This window comes from Prochlorococcus marinus str. AS9601 (genome assembly GCF_000015645.1).
GTDB lineage: Bacteria > Cyanobacteriota > Cyanobacteriia > PCC-6307 > Cyanobiaceae > Prochlorococcus_A > Prochlorococcus_A marinus_O.
In genome coordinates this window covers 748,969-767,755 of record NC_008816.1, presented here as the reverse complement: position 1 = coordinate 767,755, position 18,787 = coordinate 748,969, and the positions used below count along the sequence as shown (strand labels likewise).

Annotated in this window: 27 protein-coding genes; 18 read left to right on the top strand and 9 right to left on the bottom strand. The window is 29.9% G+C overall.

The window, feature by feature from the left end; genetic code table 11:
* Positions 1 to 22: 22 nt before the first annotated feature.
* Entirely contained in the window at positions 23 to 925 is a 903-nt protein-coding gene (locus tag A9601_RS13375; RefSeq protein ID WP_011818333.1) for an urease accessory protein UreD, read from the bottom strand.
* Positions 926 to 973: 48 nt separating this feature from the next.
* On the opposite strand from A9601_RS13375, the gene ureE reads away from it, so the two are divergent.
* The 8 genes from ureE (at position 974) to urtE (ending at position 7,945) form a co-directional block, all read left to right on the top strand.
* Positions 974 to 1,423 (top strand): urease accessory protein UreE, encoded by a 450-nt coding sequence (gene ureE / locus A9601_RS13370; RefSeq protein ID WP_011818332.1) that lies wholly within the window; start codon positions 974 to 976, stop codon positions 1,421 to 1,423.
* Positions 1,416 to 2,102: an urease accessory protein UreF gene (locus A9601_RS13365; RefSeq protein ID WP_011818331.1), complete on the top strand. Its 687-nt coding sequence runs from the start codon at positions 1,416 to 1,418 to the stop codon at positions 2,100 to 2,102. Before ureE ends, A9601_RS13365 begins: the two co-directional genes overlap by 8 nt.
* A gap of 3 nt (positions 2,103 to 2,105) precedes the next feature.
* Entirely contained in the window at positions 2,106 to 2,717 is a 612-nt protein-coding gene (gene ureG / locus A9601_RS13360) for an urease accessory protein UreG (protein WP_011818330.1), read from the top strand.
* Between the two features lie 128 nt (positions 2,718 to 2,845).
* Positions 2,846 to 4,123: an urea ABC transporter substrate-binding protein gene (urtA, locus tag A9601_RS13355; protein ID WP_011818329.1), complete on the top strand. Its 1,278-nt coding sequence runs from the start codon at positions 2,846 to 2,848 to the stop codon at positions 4,121 to 4,123.
* A gap of 82 nt (positions 4,124 to 4,205) precedes the next feature.
* The gene (locus tag A9601_RS13350) at positions 4,206 to 5,360 is read left to right on the top strand and encodes an ABC transporter permease subunit (RefSeq protein WP_011818328.1); all 1,155 of its coding nucleotides are present in this window, start codon (positions 4,206 to 4,208) and stop codon (positions 5,358 to 5,360) included.
* Positions 5,360 to 6,490: an urea ABC transporter permease subunit UrtC gene (gene urtC, locus A9601_RS13345; protein ID WP_011818327.1), complete on the top strand. Its 1,131-nt coding sequence runs from the start codon at positions 5,360 to 5,362 to the stop codon at positions 6,488 to 6,490. Before A9601_RS13350 ends, urtC begins: the two co-directional genes overlap by 1 nt.
* Complete coding sequence (gene urtD, locus A9601_RS13340; protein WP_011818326.1) at positions 6,483 to 7,232, top strand: urea ABC transporter ATP-binding protein UrtD; 750 nt, start codon at positions 6,483 to 6,485, stop codon at positions 7,230 to 7,232. Before urtC ends, urtD begins: the two co-directional genes overlap by 8 nt.
* Before the next feature lie 2 nt (positions 7,233 to 7,234).
* Positions 7,235 to 7,945 carry an urea ABC transporter ATP-binding subunit UrtE gene (gene urtE / locus A9601_RS13335; protein WP_011818325.1) on the top strand — a complete coding sequence of 237 codons (711 nt, stop codon included), beginning with the start codon at positions 7,235 to 7,237 and terminating at the stop codon, positions 7,943 to 7,945.
* Positions 7,946 to 7,977: 32 nt separating this feature from the next.
* On the opposite strand, the gene A9601_RS18885 is transcribed toward urtE, so the two are convergent.
* The 4 genes from A9601_RS18885 to A9601_RS13320 form a co-directional block, all read right to left on the bottom strand.
* Entirely contained in the window at positions 7,978 to 8,157 is a 180-nt protein-coding gene (locus tag A9601_RS18885; protein ID WP_041484600.1) for a hypothetical protein, read from the bottom strand.
* Positions 8,158 to 8,408: 251 nt separating this feature from the next.
* Positions 8,409 to 8,582 carry a hypothetical protein gene (locus A9601_RS18625; protein WP_011818323.1) on the bottom strand — a complete coding sequence of 58 codons (174 nt, stop codon included), beginning with the start codon at positions 8,580 to 8,582 and terminating at the stop codon, positions 8,409 to 8,411.
* Positions 8,583 to 8,982: 400 nt separating this feature from the next.
* Entirely contained in the window at positions 8,983 to 9,297 is a 315-nt protein-coding gene (locus A9601_RS13325; protein ID WP_011818322.1) for a hypothetical protein, read from the bottom strand.
* Positions 9,298 to 9,424: 127 nt separating this feature from the next.
* Positions 9,425 to 9,823, bottom strand: a complete 399-nt coding sequence (locus A9601_RS13320) for a hypothetical protein (protein ID WP_011818321.1) — start codon at positions 9,821 to 9,823, stop codon at positions 9,425 to 9,427.
* Between the two features lie 76 nt (positions 9,824 to 9,899).
* Here A9601_RS13320 and A9601_RS18620 point away from each other — a divergent pair, with 76 nt between their 5' ends.
* The 3 genes from A9601_RS18620 (at position 9,900) to A9601_RS13310 (ending at position 10,963) form a co-directional block, all read left to right on the top strand.
* Complete coding sequence (locus tag A9601_RS18620; RefSeq protein ID WP_167315822.1) at positions 9,900 to 10,049, top strand: hypothetical protein; 150 nt, start codon at positions 9,900 to 9,902, stop codon at positions 10,047 to 10,049.
* A gap of 97 nt (positions 10,050 to 10,146) precedes the next feature.
* Positions 10,147 to 10,443: a hypothetical protein gene (locus tag A9601_RS13315; protein WP_011818319.1), complete on the top strand. Its 297-nt coding sequence runs from the start codon at positions 10,147 to 10,149 to the stop codon at positions 10,441 to 10,443.
* Positions 10,444 to 10,723: 280 nt separating this feature from the next.
* The gene (locus tag A9601_RS13310) at positions 10,724 to 10,963 is read left to right on the top strand and encodes a hypothetical protein (protein ID WP_011818317.1); all 240 of its coding nucleotides are present in this window, start codon (positions 10,724 to 10,726) and stop codon (positions 10,961 to 10,963) included.
* A 21-nt stretch (positions 10,964 to 10,984) separates the two neighbouring features.
* Here the strand turns inward: A9601_RS13310 and A9601_RS13305 are convergent, their stop codons facing one another.
* Positions 10,985 to 11,326: a hypothetical protein gene (locus A9601_RS13305; protein WP_011818316.1), complete on the bottom strand. Its 342-nt coding sequence runs from the start codon at positions 11,324 to 11,326 to the stop codon at positions 10,985 to 10,987.
* A 366-nt stretch (positions 11,327 to 11,692) separates the two neighbouring features.
* Between A9601_RS13305 and A9601_RS13300 the strand changes: the two genes are divergently transcribed.
* The 3 genes from A9601_RS13300 (at position 11,693) to A9601_RS13290 (ending at position 14,260) form a co-directional block, all read left to right on the top strand.
* A complete protein-coding gene (locus tag A9601_RS13300; protein WP_011818315.1) occupies positions 11,693 to 11,887 on the top strand; it encodes a hypothetical protein in 195 nt (64 codons plus the stop codon).
* A gap of 157 nt (positions 11,888 to 12,044) precedes the next feature.
* Positions 12,045 to 13,367, top strand: coding sequence for a Rieske 2Fe-2S domain-containing protein (locus tag A9601_RS13295; RefSeq protein WP_011818313.1), 1,323 nt, complete (start codon positions 12,045 to 12,047; stop codon positions 13,365 to 13,367).
* 104 nt (positions 13,368 to 13,471) lie between these two features.
* The gene (locus A9601_RS13290; RefSeq protein ID WP_011818312.1) at positions 13,472 to 14,260 is read left to right on the top strand and encodes an ABC transporter ATP-binding protein; all 789 of its coding nucleotides are present in this window, start codon (positions 13,472 to 13,474) and stop codon (positions 14,258 to 14,260) included.
* Here A9601_RS13290 and A9601_RS13285 read toward each other — a convergent pair.
* Entirely contained in the window at positions 14,253 to 14,441 is a 189-nt protein-coding gene (locus A9601_RS13285) for a hypothetical protein (RefSeq protein WP_041484527.1), read from the bottom strand. The two genes, A9601_RS13290 and A9601_RS13285, sit on opposite strands and share 8 nt — an antisense overlap.
* 154 nt (positions 14,442 to 14,595) lie before the next feature.
* Between A9601_RS13285 and A9601_RS13280 the strand changes: the two genes are divergently transcribed.
* Both A9601_RS13280 and A9601_RS13275 read left to right on the top strand, forming a co-directional pair.
* Positions 14,596 to 15,183: a Crp/Fnr family transcriptional regulator gene (locus tag A9601_RS13280; RefSeq protein WP_011818311.1), complete on the top strand. Its 588-nt coding sequence runs from the start codon at positions 14,596 to 14,598 to the stop codon at positions 15,181 to 15,183.
* 4 nt (positions 15,184 to 15,187) lie between these two features.
* Positions 15,188 to 15,475, top strand: coding sequence for a hypothetical protein (locus tag A9601_RS13275; RefSeq protein ID WP_041484526.1), 288 nt, complete (start codon positions 15,188 to 15,190; stop codon positions 15,473 to 15,475).
* Here the strand turns inward: A9601_RS13275 and A9601_RS13270 are convergent.
* Both A9601_RS13270 and A9601_RS13265 read right to left on the bottom strand, forming a co-directional pair.
* Positions 15,461 to 16,015 (bottom strand): ferritin, encoded by a 555-nt coding sequence (locus A9601_RS13270; RefSeq protein ID WP_011818309.1) that lies wholly within the window; start codon positions 16,013 to 16,015, stop codon positions 15,461 to 15,463. The genes A9601_RS13275 and A9601_RS13270 overlap by 15 nt on opposite strands.
* Positions 16,016 to 16,259: 244 nt before the next feature.
* On the bottom strand, positions 16,260 to 17,318 hold the full coding sequence (locus tag A9601_RS13265) for an ABC transporter ATP-binding protein (protein ID WP_011818308.1): 1,059 nt from the start codon (positions 17,316 to 17,318) through the stop codon (positions 16,260 to 16,262).
* Between the two features lie 95 nt (positions 17,319 to 17,413).
* On the opposite strand from A9601_RS13265, the gene nth reads away from it, so the two are divergent.
* Entirely contained in the window at positions 17,414 to 18,067 is a 654-nt protein-coding gene (gene nth, locus A9601_RS13260; RefSeq protein ID WP_011818307.1) for an endonuclease III, read from the top strand.
* Positions 18,068 to 18,102: 35 nt separating this feature from the next.
* Positions 18,103 to 18,762, top strand: coding sequence for an SDR family oxidoreductase (locus A9601_RS13255; RefSeq protein WP_011818306.1), 660 nt, complete (start codon positions 18,103 to 18,105; stop codon positions 18,760 to 18,762).
* The last annotated feature ends 25 nt before the right edge of the window (positions 18,763 to 18,787 follow it).

Genomic DNA, 18,787 nt, shown 5'->3' with positions numbered 1-18,787 from the left:
AAAAGGTTCTTTCTGAACATAATTAATAATTCATAGAATCTTGTAAAGGCCATACACCTTGATATTTTGGCTCACAAAATCCACTTACAGACCTAATTTGTTTCCAAATACGAAAAAAACATTTTCTAGCATCTTGAGAAGAACTCCCTAGGAATCGTACAGAGATTCCATTTTCAAGGATTCCAATAGATAAATTATTATTAGTTTTATTGAAAATCTTTTTTATTTTTCTTACAAGATTATTTATTTTTGACTTTGAAAAATCCTTTTCGCAAATCCAAATTAAGGATCCAAAAACGGGCATATAATCCATGCCTGACTTGGCTACAAAGCTTGCCTTAGATAATTCAATTTGATCAACATATTCCCAATCATCAAGTAAATCATTATTTCTTATAATTTCTAATCTAGACCTAAAAACTCCACTCTCAATAGATTCTCCGGAAGAAGATCTTCCAAGTCTTATTAAATCAGTAAATAAAAAACTTGAAGTTTCTGAAATAGATACTTTAAAAATTTGCTCATATAAACCATTTGCAAAGATGATTGTTTCTTGGGGAAGGTACTCTAAATGAGAATTGTCAAGAATGTTTATGAGATTCTTTTGCTTTGAAAAACTTCCTTTTGGATTAATTTTAGATATTCCAACTGATCCATATACTTTCTGAGCTGAAGAAGTCGTTAACAAAACCTTAGAGTTTTTTTCAAGATTAACCTCAAAAACGAGTAAATCACCTCCTACCAATCCTCCTGCAGTATGTAGAACTGGCAAAATGCATCTGCCCTCTTGATCATGAGTAGACTTTAATAGCTTATAAGGAGAAGTTGATTTAGATTTAAAGATTGTTTTATCAACATTTCCTAAACTTACTTTATTATTGAAAAAATTTAAGAAACAATTACCTTCCCATGAAGTTTTAATCATAAATTGTTTTCTTTAATTACTAAATTAAAGTAACCAAAAATTTTGATTATGAGAATGAATAAACAAATTGTTGTAACTGATTGGATTAAGGAAAAACCGAAATTAGGTTTATTTTTAAAACTTACCTTAAGTTCAGATGAAAGAAGAATCTTAAGAGGTAAAAGATTAACTGATTGTGATCAAGAAATAATTTTGCAATTACCTAGAAATGGTAAATTAAATGATGGAGATATTCTTTCAACTAATGAATCCAATTTTTATGTAGAGATAATTGCCAAAACAGAAGATTTAATTGAAATAAGTTCAAATTCTAAAATTGAGCTTATTAAAACTGCTTATCATCTTGGGAATAGGCACGTAGAAGTAGAAATCGAAGAAGGCATTCTTCTAACAAAAAGTGATTATGTTATTAAAAATATGCTTCTTAATTTTAAAGTTAATGTAAAAAATACGAAAAAAAAGTTTTTTCCGGAAAGAGGTGCCCATAGTCATGAGTAAAAGTCACTTATTAAAATATTTATTAATAAGTCCTAACTTACCAGTTGGAGGATTTTGTTATTCGGAGGGAATGGAGAGTTATCTTCATAATAAAAATTTAATAGATTCAAATTCGGTAAAAGACTTAATAATAAATGAATTAAAAATTGGTCAAATAAGATTAGATGCAAGACTTTTACTAGATTTTTTTGATATTTTCGATGAGATAAACGAAGGCAAAAATTTAAAAGGTAATTTGCATAAGCTAATGAGCTTGGATAAATGGATTCTCTCATCAAAGGACACACTCGAAATTAGAGAACAACAAATTCAAATGGCAAAATCTCTCTTTGATTTAACCAAAGAATTTGGATTTGAATATCTATGTAAAAATAATAAAAAAAGCTCTTGGCCATTGGCGTGGAGTTGGGCTTGTTATTGTTTTAAAATTACCAAGTTAGAAATGATTGAGAATTTTTTCTATTCGTGGAGTGCAAACCAACTTAGTGCTGCATTAAGAATTATTCCTATTGGGGCAACAAAAGCACAATTAATCCAGAGAGACTTACTAGCAATAATTTCAAAAGTTTCTAAAGAAATTATGGACAAAGAAATTGATGACATCTATTTTGGCAATGTAGGTTTAGCTATGGCACAACAAAATCATAATGACCTTTATACAAAACTTTTTAGAAATTAATTTATGAGCAGCAAATTGAGAGTAGGGGTTGCTGGGCCTGTAGGTTCAGGAAAAACTGCATTAGTAGAAACTCTATGCTTAAGCATGAATAAAAATTATGAGATAGCAGTTGTTACCAATGATATCTACACCAAAGAAGATGCTAACTTTCTAATAAATAAGAAGGTTTTAGAGGAAGGAAGGATTATTGGTGTAGAAACAGGAGGGTGTCCTCATACCGCGATAAGAGAGGATTGTTCATTAAATAAAAATGCAGTTTTAGATTTAGAAAATAAATATAATCCATTAGATTTTGTTTTTGTAGAAAGTGGAGGTGATAATTTAGCATCTAGTTTTAGTCCAGAACTTGTAGATTTATCAATATATGTAATTGATGTATCTGCCGGAGACAAAATCCCTAGAAAAGGGGGCCCAGGGATAACAAGGTCGGATCTATTATTGATAAACAAAATTGACTTAGCAGACAAAGTTGGTGCAGATTTAAATATTATGAAAAGTGATACTGAATTTATGAGAAAAGGGAAACCATGGTTTTTTACCAACCTAAGTAGCGGCATGGGAGTTGAAGAAATAATTCAATTTTTAGAATCACATATACCCAACAATCGAAACTAGAAAAATGATCATTACTAATATATTGGATTCAACAAAAAGTTACGACCGATACAAAACGAATCCTCACTCGTTAATAACTTTTACTTTATCCCCCTAATGAGGGTCAATTACCTAATTTATCCTAATTCATGAGAATTTCAAGGCGTATTTTGGCAGGTTTAGCTACTGCCTCACTTGCGGTCACCGCAACTTCGTGTGGTGGAGGCGGAACCTCAGGAAGTTTCGATGACACAGTCACCGTTGGTATTTTGCATTCGTTATCCGGAACAATGGCTATCTCTGAATCAACTCTTGTTGATACAGAAAAAATGGCTATTGAAGAGATAAATGCTGCTGGTGGTGTTAAAGTTGGCGGCAAAAGCTACAAAATAGAATACATAGTCGAAGATGGTGCATCTGACTGGCCAACTTTTGCTGAAAAATCAAAAAAACTTATAGACCAAGACGGAGTTCCTGTCGTATTTGGTGGATGGACCTCTGCAAGTAGAAAGGCAATGTTACCTGTCTACGAATCAAAAGATGCGTTCCTCTATTACCCAATTCAATATGAAGCTCAGGAATGTTCTAACAACATTTTCTATACAGGAGCCACACCAAACCAACAATCGGAACCTGCTACAGATTTCATGTATAAGCGTTCCCCCGCAGCTGGTGGAGATTTTTTCCTTGTAGGTTCTGATTATGTTTTCCCAAGAACTTCAAACACAATCACGAAAGCTCAGGTAAAACAGTTAGGCGGTAAAGTTGTTGGAGAAGATTACCTTCCATTAGGAAATACTGAAGTTGCTCCGATTATCTCAAAAATCAAAAAAGCGTTGCCTGACGGTGGAATAATCATTAATACTCTTAATGGTGACCAAAACGTTGCATTCTTCAAACAGATTCAAGACGCCGGTATCACACCTTCAAGTGGATATTACGTAATGAACTATTCAATTGCTGAAGAAGAGATTAGCACAATTGGTCCTGAGTTCCTTGAAGGTCACTACGGTGCTTGGAACTACATGATGTCAATTGATACTCCTGCATCTAAGAAATTTGCTGCAAGTTTCAAGAAAAGATGGGGAGCAGATCGTGTTGTAGCTGATCCTCAAGAATCTGCTTATAACATGGTCTACTTATGGAAACAAGCAGTAGAAGATGCTGGAACATTCGACGACAACGCAGTTAGGGAAGCCCTTGTTGGACAAAAGTTTGATGCTCCACAAGGTCCTGTTGAAGTTATGCCTAATCACCACTTATCTCAAACAGTGAGAATTGGTGAGATTAATGCTGAGGGTGGATTTACAATCCTTGAAGAGACAGGAGTTGTACTTCCTCAAGCATGGAACCAAAAGCATCCAAGTTCAAAAGGATTTGCATGCGATTGGACAGATCCTTCAAAAGGAGAAAAGTATAAGCTTTAAACTTATTAAAACCTATACTTCAAAATAAAAGGAGGTTAACACCTCCTTTTATTTTATATAATCAAATTTTTCTTTTTTAAAATTGGAGTTACTTCTCGATAGTCTTTTTAATGGTGTTGCAATCGGATCTGTACTACTTGTTGCAGCATTAGGTCTAGCAATTGTTTTTGGTCTTATGGGTGTAATAAATCTTGCCCATGGAGAGCTTATGATGCTTGGGGCTTACACAACATACGTAACACAATTAATTTTCAAATTACCTATATTAAAACCTTTCTACAATTCGTACATAATAGTTTCTATTTTCCTTGCTTTTATTGTTAGTGGAGTAGTTGGCATTCTTCTGGAAAAAACCATAATAAGAAAGCTTTATGGAAGTCCACTAGAAACACTTCTAGCAACTTGGGGCGTAAGCTTAATTCTTCAACAATTTGTCAGAAGTGTACCTTTAGCTTATGGGACCGGTCTGGTTATAAGTCTGTTAATTGGGTTATTCTTACCAACAACATTCCCTTCAAAAATAAAAGAATCAATAAATTTCAAATATTTTAAATTTAGTTCTTGGATATTTGCTGCTTTAACTGGGGTCCTGACAGGTGGTGTAATCTCATCCTCTGTCAGCAAACTTAGTAGAGCAAGCGCTAGAAATGTTGATGTAACAGCACCCTCATGGATGAGAGGTCAAGTTGAAATCATTGGAACTGCATTTCCTAAGACAAGATTAATGATAATTGTCATAACTCTAATCTCTGTAATAGCAATAACATTATTTCTTAATCAAAGTGCCTGGGGGATGCGTATAAGAGCAGTTACTCAGAACCGACAAATGAGTGATTGTCTTGGTATATCTACTGAAAAAGTGGATATAATTACTTTTGGAATTGGATCTGGCTTAGCAGGAGTTGCTGGTGTAGCAGTATCTCTTTTAGGTTCTGTAGGACCAAATGTTGGCGGAAACTACATAGTTGGTTGTTTTATGGTTGTAGTGCTGGGAGGTGTAGGAAATTTATTAGGAACAGTACTTGCTTCATTTGGAATAGGAATAATGACTGATTTAATCGGAGCCGGAAGGCTCTTATCAATATGGCCAGATATGCCTTTACCTTTATCAAACACAATTAACTTTTTTGCGACCACAAGTATGGCAAGAGTAATGATATTTGCACTAATTGTTATATTCTTACAATTTAAACCTACAGGTTTATTTCCTCAAAAAGGAAGGATGGTTGAAAACTAATGTCCTTAAGTAAAATTAAATTTGATAAAAAAATAGTATTATCATTTTGGATAATATTAATAGCCTTAATTATTGCAGCACCAACTATACTCCCTGTATTTAGACTAAACCTTTTAGGTAGATACTTATCATTATCCATAGTTGCACTTGGTGTTGATCTTATCTGGGGATATACAGGTTTACTAAGTCTTGGACAAGGTATATTTTTTGCACTAGGTGGATATTGTGCAGCAATGTATTTGCAAATAACCAGCTCCTCTGAATTTCCAAATAATATTCCTGAATTTTTTGCTTTATATGGTGTTGAAAAATTACCTTTTTTCTGGGAACCGTTTAGATCGCCTGTTTTTACCTTCTTCGCTATCTGGATAATTCCAGCATTGGTTGCTGGTTTAATTGGATTTCTTGTTTTCAGGAATAGAATCAAAGGGGTTTATTTTTCTATACTTACTCAAGCTTCTCTTCTTGTATTTTTTAACTTCTTTAATGGACAACAAAAACTTATAAATGGAACAAATGGATTAAAAACAGATGTAACACAACTATTTGGTCAAATGGTAGGCTCTGAGTCTATGCAAAGAATATTCTTTTGGATAACCGCCATACTAGTAATAGCAGCATGGTTTTTTGCAAAGTGGGTAGTTAAAGGAAGATTTGGGAATATACTTATAGGAATCCGAGATGATGAACCAAGAGTTAGGTTTACAGGATATAACCCAGTTATATTCAAGACGATAATATTTTCTATTGCTGGAGGACTCGCTGGAATTTCGGGAGCTTTATATACCGTTCAGTCTGGGATAGTATCCCCTCAATTTATGACAGTTCCCTTTTCTATAGAAATGGTTATATGGGTTGCTGTTGGAGGAAGAGGAACTTTATTGGGAGCGATACTAGGAGCAGTTTTTATCAACTATGCAAAAAGTCTTGTAAGTGAAGCTTTACCTGCTAGCTGGATGTTTATTCAAGGAGGGTTATTTATATTAGTTGTAACAGCTCTGCCAGAGGGAGTTTTAGGATGGATTCAAGGAGATGGTCCTAGGAATCTTCTTCAAAAATTTGGTTTGAAAAGAAAGATTGAAACCTATCCAAGCTTAGAAGTTAACAATAAGGAGGGGAATAATGAATAATAAAGATCTTCTAAATTTAATAGATATTACTGTTAGTTTCGAGGGTTTTTTAGCTCTTAACAAACTTAATTTAAATTTGAAGAAAGGAGAATTAAGAGCTGTAATAGGACCCAATGGCGCAGGTAAAACAACATTTCTTGATGTAATTACTGGAAAGGTCAAGCCAACAAATGGTGAAGTAATTTTTAAAGGGAAATCTTTAGTAGGTAGAAAGGAGCATAAAATAGCCAGACTTGGAGTTGGAAGAAAGTTCCAAAGTCCAAGAATCTTTGAAAATCTAACAGTTAAAGAAAATCTTGAAATATCGGTGACAACTCCTAAAAGTCCCTTAAACCTTATAAATAAAAGTATTAAGGATGAGCAGCTTAATGAGATTGATCGTCTTATGAAGATTGTTAATTTAGCTCAAAAAGTTGATTCTAAAGCTGGATCTTTATCGCATGGACAAAAACAATGGCTCGAAATAGCCATGTTAGTAGGACAGAAGCCAGATTTAATGTTAGTAGATGAACCTGTTGCCGGTTTAACTGATGAAGAAACTGATCTTACAGCTGATTTATTAAAATCTTTATCAGGCGAAAATACTGTAGTAGTAATAGATCACGATATGGAATTTATAAGAAGACTTGATAGTAATGTTTCAGTATTAAATCAGGGAACAGTATTATGTGAGGGAACGATGGAAACCATACAAAAAGACAAAAAAGTAATTGATGTTTATTTAGGAAGACCTGAGGACTAATTATGGAAAATTTACTCGAAATAAAATCGTTAAATACTTATTATGGCGAGAGTCATATTCTTAGAGATGTAGATTTAAATGTTAAATCAGGAGAAATGGTTTGTTTGATTGGTAGAAATGGAGTTGGCAAAACAACTTTATTGAAATCACTAATTGGCTTGTTAAAACAAAAAAAAGGCGATATTTATTTGATAGGTGAAAATATGAATAGAAAAGCACCTCATCAGAGAGCGAGGAAAGGAATGGCTTACGTTCCTCAAGGCAGAGAAATTATTCCATATCTATCAGTTGAAGAAAATCTTATGTTAGGAATGGAGTCTCTACCAGGTGGATTATCTAAGAACAAGAATATAGACACATTTATTTACGATCTCTTCCCAATCCTTAAAGATTTTCTGCAAAGGAAAGGTGGAGATCTTAGTGGTGGACAGCAACAGCAATTAGCTATTGCAAGAGCATTGCTGGGCAAACCTCAACTATTATTACTTGACGAACCAACTGAAGGTATTCAACCGAATATAGTTTTAGACATTGAAAATGCAATTAATCAGATAATTAGAGATACAGGAATTGGTGTTTTATTAGTTGAACAACACTTGCATTTTGTAAGACAAGCTAATAGATATTATGCGATGCAACGCGGCGGAATTGTAGCTAGCGGAAATACTAGTGAGTTGAGTCAAGCAGTTATAGATAAGTTTTTAAGTGTCTAAAGAAATTATTTTAGATTACTAAAAACTTTTATTCATTTTTCGCATCTTATAAGGTCTATACTATTTGGATGCTCACTAATATACTTATTAAATTCCATTGCTAGTGTTCTAGCCTCGTAGGCGTCAAAAGCATAAAAACAATTTTCTAATCTTATATTTTGAAAATCACGGTAATGTACTGTATATGGCTTCAACATATTATTTTGGTTCATTTTAATTTTGCTAAAAAGCAATTATATATATTTCAACCATGCATATATTTATAATTTTAAAGCACAAATTTTGTTGTTATCAAAATATAGAGACTTAAATTATGTATTTAAAAATACTTTATAACGATAAAAAGTAATTAATCTTTTTTTTTTGAATCTGGCTTTTTACCTTCTATTAAAAAAACAAATTTTGATAAAATATAACCAAAAACTGGAACCCAAAACTTTTCATAAAAATATTTCATAAAAAATTAAGCAACTAAAGATTCGTTATCTTCAATCTCAGTTTTATTAATACGCTTCAATTCTAAAGAATTAAATAAATGTTGCATAAGCAAAAAATCAAGTTCACCTTTCAACAAATTAACATCGGATGAAAGTAGATCATCAACAAAATCATCAAAAGTATCTGAAAGAAAATTCACAATTAGAAATTTTTTTTGTCATTATCAACGCAATAACTAAAAAAGTCAACCAAGTTCGAATATTAATTTTTGAATTTTTTGAAAATTAATTAATAAAGACTAAGAATTAAATTATAAATATTAACAAGCAAAATAAAAGATTTAATATCAAACTTAGGGTTTTAGAATTTAATTTCATTTAACTTGCTTTTATTAATTTTATATCTCTCCAAATTAAAATTATCAAAACGACAATACACATATTTGTTAAAAAGAAATTTAAAGAATTCATCATCAAACCATTTAATATATTCATAGCAAAACTATTGATGTGCCAATTCCGAAAGAATCACTTAAAAATTTTTTAAACGAAATAAATTTTTAGCAATCAAATTTGATATTAATAGCTAATTTTTAAATATTATTTTTTAATTAGCTCGAAATAACCATTTTTATTTAATAAGTACTTATCAAACCAAAGGCTTAATAGATTATCTAATCCTATCCCATTCATTTTATTTATTTGCGAAGTCTTGTAGTCTGAGAGAGCAAGCAATAAATACGGAAAAATCATATCAGAGACACCTTTTGGCAGTTTTTCTAAAGGCACTCCATGGGCCCTATCCCATAAAATTTGCATATCATTGGAGAACAAAGAACTCCAATAACTAAAATTACAATATAATTTTTCTGGGGGGAGGAGATTTACAGATAAACCTGGGAGAGATGAATTCATAGGAATAAATATTTTATAGATTAATTGAATTTAGGTTTTTGAAATGATGAAAAATAATCTTTATATGCGAATCTCCTATATGTATAAATTGAATTTAACGCACAGTTCATCACTTAGCAACACTTTATTAAGAGTTATATTTATTCATCATTTCCTGAAATTTTAGGAATGATAAAAACTTTTTATAAGTTTGCAAGTCAAAAGCTTCCTGATTCTCTTCATTTAAATGGGTTAATTTACTAGGAATAATATGATTTCCCAAGTTAGTATCAATTGAGAGTTTTGCATTATCTGTAAAGTCACCAGATTTATCAATTAAGTTTTTTGAATTATCCTCATTTGATTGATATGATTGAGTTACTTTACCATCTTTTTTATTAAATATACCTCTTATAGAAAGTGCTTCTTCTACCAAAATACTTATTATTTTTGAATTACTTAAATTGTTCTCTGTGCTCAACTTTTGAATTATTCTCATAACATCATCTCTAGGAATAAAACCAACTCTTTTTTTCTTGGTAGGCATTTAAAAATTAATTAAAGTTCAGCACTTGACTGTAATAAGTGTTGCACTATATTCATTATAAGTCAATTTAATGCTAATGATCTTACCAACAACATTACTCTTAGGAGCTCTTGGATATCTTTTCTATACCTCAAAAAAAGAACTTTCACTAGATCACCATGAACTTATAGAAAACCAAAAAGAGAATGATGATTTGTATAAAGATTTGGAAGATCTATTTATTTAAAATTACCGTATATGCATTAAAGAACTTTGTTTCTTGACTAAAGATATACAAAACCTTAAACATAATTAAAATTGGAGTAATAAAATTATAAATTTCAATGACTGTCCATCAAGATTACGAAATAAAAATCAATCTAAATGAATTGATCGAGAAGAGAATCCCATGTTGTGATTTACTTCATCCAGATCATTGTCTAACAGAAAAACAAGTTTCTGAAATTGCACATGATATTCGTATGGATTTAAATTTGCATGATCTTTACAAGCAAGTGGATCAACATATTATGAATTATGTAAATGCAGCAGGAATTGATAATAAAGATCATTGGGTTGAACCTCATCTTCCAGATTTGGAAAGAAATTTAAAAGAAGAAGTTGGAATAGAATTTGATTAATCTTTATTCTTACAAAAGAAATCAATATATATATTTTTTTTCCAAATCATCTATTAATTTATAAATACTTTTAGCTGATCTCTTTCTTTTTTTTAATATTCTCAATACTATAAATCCAATCAATAATGCAAAAATAGGTGTAAAAATAATAATTTCATGATTCATAACCATCAATGAGAAGCCTATTATTTAAATTATTAAAATTTTTGCATCAATAAAATAGGTACTTTATACAAATATCCTTCGCTATAAATAATTAAGATATTTTATAAATAAGTGAATGGATACAAATTTTTTTATAAATTATGAAGAAATAAATTTTAATTCAATAAATATAATGATTAATTATTTTGCTTTAACAGTTACTGAGATGGGGATCGGTAAAATAGAGTTAGCAGTTATTGGCTCAGTAATTTTAATATTTCCAATTTTATTTGTTTATGCTTCTAAAAACCTTGATGCCAAGGAAGTTTTCGAATGGATGATGGAGAAACCAAATGATTGGATAGGTAAAAAATAAGACTCATACAAAATACATTTTCTAGTTAAATTTCAAATTTTCTAAATTACTAATCTCGAAATCATAAACCTGGCAATTATTTTCTAAATCATTAACTATTGAATTTTTTAGTAGAGAATAATCTATCAACTTATTGAGTTTATTATTTTTAAATTCCTTATTAGTTTCTCCAATAGCAAATGCCAAAGCTCCTTCATAAGAAATACCGAAGTTGCTAGTGTTGCAGTAAGTTCTAGTGAACTTGCTAGAAATCTTTTTAGTGTACTTTTCAAGAGTTTGAGAAGAAGTATCCAATGAGTAAACTGGACTACTAAATAGAAAAAGCAAAGTTAAAATGAATATCGTAAAAACTCTTCTAATCATAATATTTCATAAATTGCAAATTTAATATAATTTAGAATTCAACTCAGCCGACTAATTTTTATTAAAAATATAGAAATTAAAAATTTATTAACCAAAACAGCTTTTTCATATTTTTGAAGATAAAAACTCTCTAAATGAGTATTTTATAGTTTTAATTTTTTTGGGTATTTTTTTTAAAAACCGCCAAAATGCTTTTGGCATAATAAAAATCCATCTTAATAATTAATAGATAACAAATAATACTTGGATATTCAATAAATAATTACCCAAAAATAAGTAAATTAATTATTAAATATATAGATTGAGCTATGGAAATGTATTTAAACATGAATTATTGTTTAATTAAGTATTAAATAAAAAATTAATATGGCTTTACCAGAACTTATTTATGCTCCTATCGATGGCGGAACAATACATAGATATGAGATTACTGGTGGCAAGAGAAAATTCTTAAGATTCATAGGTTGTTATTTGGGACAGTGCAATTTCTACAAAAATATTGATGATGCTATCGATTACATAAAAAGTTTGAAAGAATCACAAAAGATACAAAAAACATGAAATAAAGATACACCAATACAATAGGGACTCAATATTTTTCAAGAACTAAATAATTATTGCTACAAATAATAGAGAATTTTCTTTTTATAGAGAATTGATTATTTACTTGGGTTATAGTTCCGAAAGATAAACAGTCAATTAAAAAAGAAATTAATTTATGGAAAACAGACAAATTAATTTTTTTAAATCAAAAGACTTTAATACCGTTCTTAAGCCATTTAAAAAAGGAACGGTAGTAAAAATTGACTCGTTAGATGTTAAGGAAAGCCCAAATGAATTAAAAATAGGTTTATTTGGTTGGTATGCAATTTGTCCTTCGAAAGAACTAAAAAATAATAAGCTATATTATTTTTCACTTTTTGATGAGCCTCTTGTTCTTTATAGAGATGAAAATGAAAACGTTAGGTGCATTAAAAATATTTGTCCACATAGGGGGGCCTCTTTTTTTGAGGGGTCATTATCAGATGGAGTAATAACTTGTCCATATCATGGAGCTAAATTCTCATCTGGTGGAAGTTGCCAAAATCTCGACAGAATAACATGTAAACATATAGTAGATAATAACTACGATAACTACGCCAAAAGAATACACTTATCTCAATACAAAGCTTTAGAAAAAAATGGATATATTTTTGTACATTTTTCTAAAAAATCTGACACTGATTTAAGTAACATAAGTGAAGATGTGCCAATAAGTAATTACGAATTATATGAAAATGGGTTTTTGCATAAAGATTATGTATTTGAAGAGGTATTAGTTGACTTTAAATGTGATTGGTCAAGGATAATTGAAAACCACTTAGATATCCTCCATCTTTTTTGGGTTCATGGAGATACAATCCCTGATAAAGATGTTAATAAAAATGTTCTAGTTAGTTTTAACCAGAAAATTAATGTGACTCATAAATACATTGAAAGTATTTATTACTACAAGAATGAACCTACAAAAGAATTTATCCGGATAAAGTACATACCACCAGGAAGGATATTAATTTATAAAGGTGATCCTTCTGCAGCTAGATATTTACAAGTTTTAGATCATATTCCACTAGGAAATAACAAAGCAAGAGTAATAGTGAGACATTACAGGAAATTTTTAAGAAATAAATTACTTAATAACCTCATGTTGTTTAAAGAGAACCAAAGAAAGATTTTTTATAAGATATTCGATGAGGATTATATGATTTTAAAAACACAAACATATAACCACAATATGGGATTTATAAGTAAAGATGAAATAAAATTATTGGGAGAAGATAGAATAATCAATTATTTTTGGAAATGGTACAAAAAGTCTGAAGATAAAGATGAACCATGGAAAAATAATATAAAAAATCAAAATCTTGATGTCTATGACAAAGTGATATTGAAATATCCTCCTGAGATAAAGAAGTTAGAAATTGTTAATAATATAGAAATTATTAGAAAAACATTAGTACGATTTGCTGCTCCGCTTATATTTTTTATCTTAATAATATAATTTATGAAGAAAGTAAATAGACCTTCATGGTTGAATTGGCTTTATCTTTTTATATTTATTTTAAGCTCAATTCAATTGATTATATTTTGGAGCAATAAGTTTTAGTGTTTAATAAATTTTGGTTTGAGGCAAAAAATATAAATTGTTTTAAAAATGGCTTTGAAGTAATTAAAGATTTAAATTTAAAGATAACGTATTCAGAAAATGTCATATTAATTGGACCAAATGGTTCAGGTAAATCATCATTAATAGAAGTAATTAATAGAAACATATACCCAGTAATAACTAATGATTCGAAACTGAAAATATTTGACAAAGAACTTATAAATTTATGGGAACTAAGAAAGAGAATAAGTACCGTAAATAATGATATAAAAAATAGAATAAATCCAAATCTACAAGTTTTTGATTTAATTTTAAGTGGACTATATGGAAGATATTGTTATATACAAAATAAATCAGAAAGAGATTCTTACAAAGTAGAAAAAATTATGAAGAAAATGAATATGTCTAATTTATCAAAAAAATATTTTTCCTATTTATCTGATGGAGAAAAACAAATTTCTCTGATTGCTAGGGCGTTAATCAAAAAACCGGATATATTAATCCTAGATGAACCAATTGCAAATTTAGACTATAAATCAAAGTTTTTTGTAATTGATAAAATTAATGAATTATCAAAATTAAAAACTAAAATTTTATGCGTAACTCATGATATTTCAACAATTACAAAAATTTATGACAGGGTCATAATGTTAAAAGATGGCAGGATAATCGCTGATGGGGAGCAAAATAAGGTTATAAATAGTGACAATCTTAATAAGTTATATGGTATTGATGTAGAGGTAACTAAAAATAATGGACTTTGGAATATAAAGAGATTATCTAAATAACAATTATAAAAATAACTATCGCAATAGCAAGAAATACTAATTTTTTACTTTTTAAAAATGAAGAGGATTTATTTTTAAATAAGGAAGATCCACATTTAGAGCAGACAATCTTACCTCCTAAAGATCGATCTGAGACGAATGAACAACTTCCACAATTAATACAGACTTTATTTGCTCCCATCAAAAATAAGAATATTTAGTAATTCTAACTAAATTATATTGATAAAAACTTTGTAAAGAAAAACTTCAAAAATAAGATGATAATGAGAATCTATTGCAATAAGTGATTTTATAGTGCATAATTGATAATAATTCTCATTATCATATTTAAATTAATGAATTTCCATAGTTATGGAGAACCCCCTTCAAAATTAGTAAGGATAATAACTGGACAATCTGTTTTAATAGACCCTTCATCAAGGCCAAAAGGTACCTGCTTAGAAGTTGAGAGTGGAATTGCTAGGGTTTATTGCCCTTGTGAAGAAACTGAAGGAATGACACTTGCATTTTTACAATCAGGTGATCAACTAAGAACGGATCTTTTATGTAGCGAAGGTGTTTGTGTTGAAGCATTAACAGATTTGTCTTTTCATAGCAATGTAAATATTGATCAGAATATTGGTTTTGATGCAGTAAATGAATGGACTTTGCAACTCCTTAGGATAAGACACTTGGGAAATGCAGAACAGCGATTACAAGCATTGTTTTCAATACTAGTAAATCGTCTAGGTAGAAGATGTGGTCAATGGTGCGAGCTACCCTTTAGGTTAACGCACGAAAGGATTGGAGAATTAATCGGTTCTACACGCGTAACATCAACTAGATTAATTTCTAAATTAAGATCATCTGAGTTATTAATAGCTCCAATTGGAACCCAAACAATCAGTGTTGCGCCTTCTTTTATTGAAACATCTCCGCTATAAAAACATGAAGGAATCACAATCACTTACAAACAACTTGTTAATGGAAGTTGATTTTTTATCGAATAGACTCAGAAATATCAAGCAATCCTACAAAACTACAGAAAATAAAGCATTGAAGGGAAGGTTATTTACTGAAACCAAAAATATTTTTAATAGAGTTAAGGAGATTTATAAAATAGCTGAACTCTTAAATAAAAATAATGGGAAAATCAACTTTTCGAATTTACTTTTTGAAATAACCAAAAGGACTTTGAATGAAAATAAATTTGAAAGTAATTTATTTTTTCTTTAAATCACTATCTATTAATAAGATTGCCGAGGGTTGATTAGAAGCAAACTTAACCTTGCCAAGTATGTTCGCAAATTCATCTTCTGATTGTGTTTGAGCCTCTATGATTGGATCTAAAAATACGTTAGTTCTTGTATCTGAAATTCTTTCTGATATGGAATAAAGCTGTTGAAGAGATGAAGTTAAATCAGCCTCCATATTAAAAGAATAAGAAATCAGCTCCTCTATAGAATCCCATGTTTGAACGGGTGCAGGAATTTCATCTAATTTTACGCTTTGTCCTCTTGCGATTAAATAATCTGCAAATTTCTGAGCATGTTCCATTTCACCTTGTGATTCACTTAGGAAATGAGAGGCAAATCCATTTAAATCACGTTCTTGAAACCATAGATACATAGAAAAATATTGAACATTGGCAAATCTTTCCATCGTTAGATGTTCAAAAAGGTTATCTAATAAACTATTGTCTATCGGTTGAGCAACGGCTCTTCCAGATGGACCAAAATTAATTAATTTCTTTGTTTTTAAATTATTTTCATTCATTTTTATATAAGGATCTATACAAATAATACAACATTTTGTATAAATTAGTAATTAATTAATTCTTTAATTTAAATAAAGCAATATGATAATGAATATCAATAGCAATATCATAAATGATTCTTGAATACGGTTTCCCTGAACTGCTATTAACTAATAAAATATACTTTAGTAAAAAAAAGAAATGTAAAAAGAAAAAATGCTCTAAATGGAAGGGAGGGAAGTGTAATTGCCTATAAAAAAAAACTTAAATATATATCTTTTGTGCCCCAGGATATAAAAAATAATAACCATTTTTGTTAATAGAAAGAAAACATTTATCACCATTATTTAGTTGATTATTAATATTAGTTCTTACCCTTAATATCTCCTCATTAATAGAAACTTTGTATATAAGAAAATCACCAAGAAATTCTTTTGATATAACAATGGCATTTCCAGATTCAGATCTTTTTATAGAAATAAATTTAGGCGATATTGACATACTTTTAATAGTTGAATTATTTAACAAGTCTGAACTATTTATTTCACCTAAACAAGACATATATGTATTACCATTTTTTTGGAGATTAAGAATATTATTTCCCAATATAAAACTACTAACAAATATAGTTTTGGGATTATTTAGTAAATTAATTGGTGTATCAATTTGATGTATTTCACCTTCATTCATAACTGCAACTTTATTACAAATTGCCATTGCCTCTTCAGGATCATGGGTAACCATAAGTCCACTTGCATTGCACCCTCTAAGAATATTTGGAAGTTCGCTTCTCAATTTAAGTTTGACGTGCATATCAAGGCTACAGAAGGGTTCGTCTAATAAAATAAAATTTGTGCCTGGAGCAAGAGCCCTTGCAATTGCGAGTCTTTGTTTTTGACCTCCAGACAATTCGTGTGGGTACCTTCCAACAAAACTATTAAGACCTACAACATTTAATAAATAATCAACTCTTGATCTATCTTTTTTATTTTTCAAGCCAAACATTGCATTTTCCAAAACTGTTAAGTGAGGGAAAAGTGCATAATCCTGAAAAACCATACCGATATTTCTTTTCTCGGGGCTCAGAATTCTATTACTTCTTGAGATTTCCTTATCATTTAAAGAAATCCTTCCTTTAGTAGGATATTCAAACCCCGCGATCAATCTCAAAAGTGTAGTCTTTCCGCATCCAGAAGGACCAAGTAAACCTAATAATTCTCCACTTTCAATTTTTAGGTTAATTTCATTTAATATCCAATTAGAATTATCTCGCTTATCATATTTATGATGTAAATCATCAATTATTAACGCACCTTTATTCACTAAATTCTTCTTATTTAAATATTTTAAATTAGCAGAAAATATTCACCTTAAATATCTCTTGTATAATTTTATACACCATTAAATTTATTAAATTAATGAGAAAATCAGAAAGAGCAGAAATAATATCCAGGGAACTTAAAAAGCTATATCCATCGCCTCCAATCCCTCTTGATCATACAAATGCATATACACTTCTCGTAGCAGTAGTTCTAAGTGCTCAATCAACAGATAAGAAAGTTAATGAATTAACAAAAAGCTTATTTAAGGTTGCAGATAATCCAGAAAAGATGGTAAAGCTAGGTATTAAAGGCATTTATGAATACATAAAATTTTTAGGTTTATCTAATCAAAAATCAAAGAACATATATAACCTTTCTAAACTCTTGATTGAGAAGCATAAAAGTATAGTCCCTAATACTTTTGAGGAGCTTGAATCTCTTCCAGGGGTAGGTCATAAAACAGCATCAGTTGTAATGTCTCAAGTGTTTAAAATACCCTCATTCCCAGTAGATACTCACATACACAGGTTGGCACAAAGATGGGGCCTATCAAATGGCGATAGCGTAGTTCAAACAGAAGAAGACCTAAAAAAAATATTTCCTGTTAATGATTGGAATACGTTACATTTACAAATAATCTTTTATGGCAGAGAATACTGCACAGCAAGAGGTTGTGATGGAACAAAATGTTATTTATGTCGTACTCTTTATCCAAAAAGAAAAAAGAAATTTATATGTAAAAAGCCTTAAGAAATTTATATAATATTTAAATTAGTTTTTTAATCATGAAATTAGCAATTACTGGTGCATCGGGGAAAACAGGTTATAGAATTTGCGAAGAAGCAGTTAAGAAAGGATATAAGGTAAGGCAAATCATCAGAAAGAATTCAAAAGTTTCAGCAGGACTAGAGCGTTTAGAAACAATTAGGATTTCATTAGACAAAAAAGGAGAACTTGATGAAGCTTTAAAAGATATGGATGTTTTGATAATTGCGACTGGGGCGAGAGCATCATTAGATTTAACTGGTCCTGCGAAGGTTGATGCATTAGGTGTATACAGGCAATTAGAGAGTTGCAAAAGAGTTGGTATTAAAAGAGTTATTTTAGTTAGTTCCCTTTGTACTGGTAAATTATTTCACCCATTAAACTTATTTGGTTTAATTCTTATTTGGAAGAAATTAGGTGAAAACTTTCTACGCAATTCAAATTTTGAATGGACTATTATTAGACCTGGAGGATTAAAGGAAAATGAAGATATCAAATCAGAAAATATAAATTATTCTAAAGAGGATACTCAAATTAATGGATCAATCCCAAGAAGATTAGTTGCGCAATGTTGTATAGATTCTTTAAAAAACAAAGAATCCATAAATAAATTAATAGAAGTTACAAGTTCGAACGATAATAAAAAAATATCTTTTAAAAAAGCTATGCAAATGATTTAAAAGATGTAAATATATAAATTAAAAC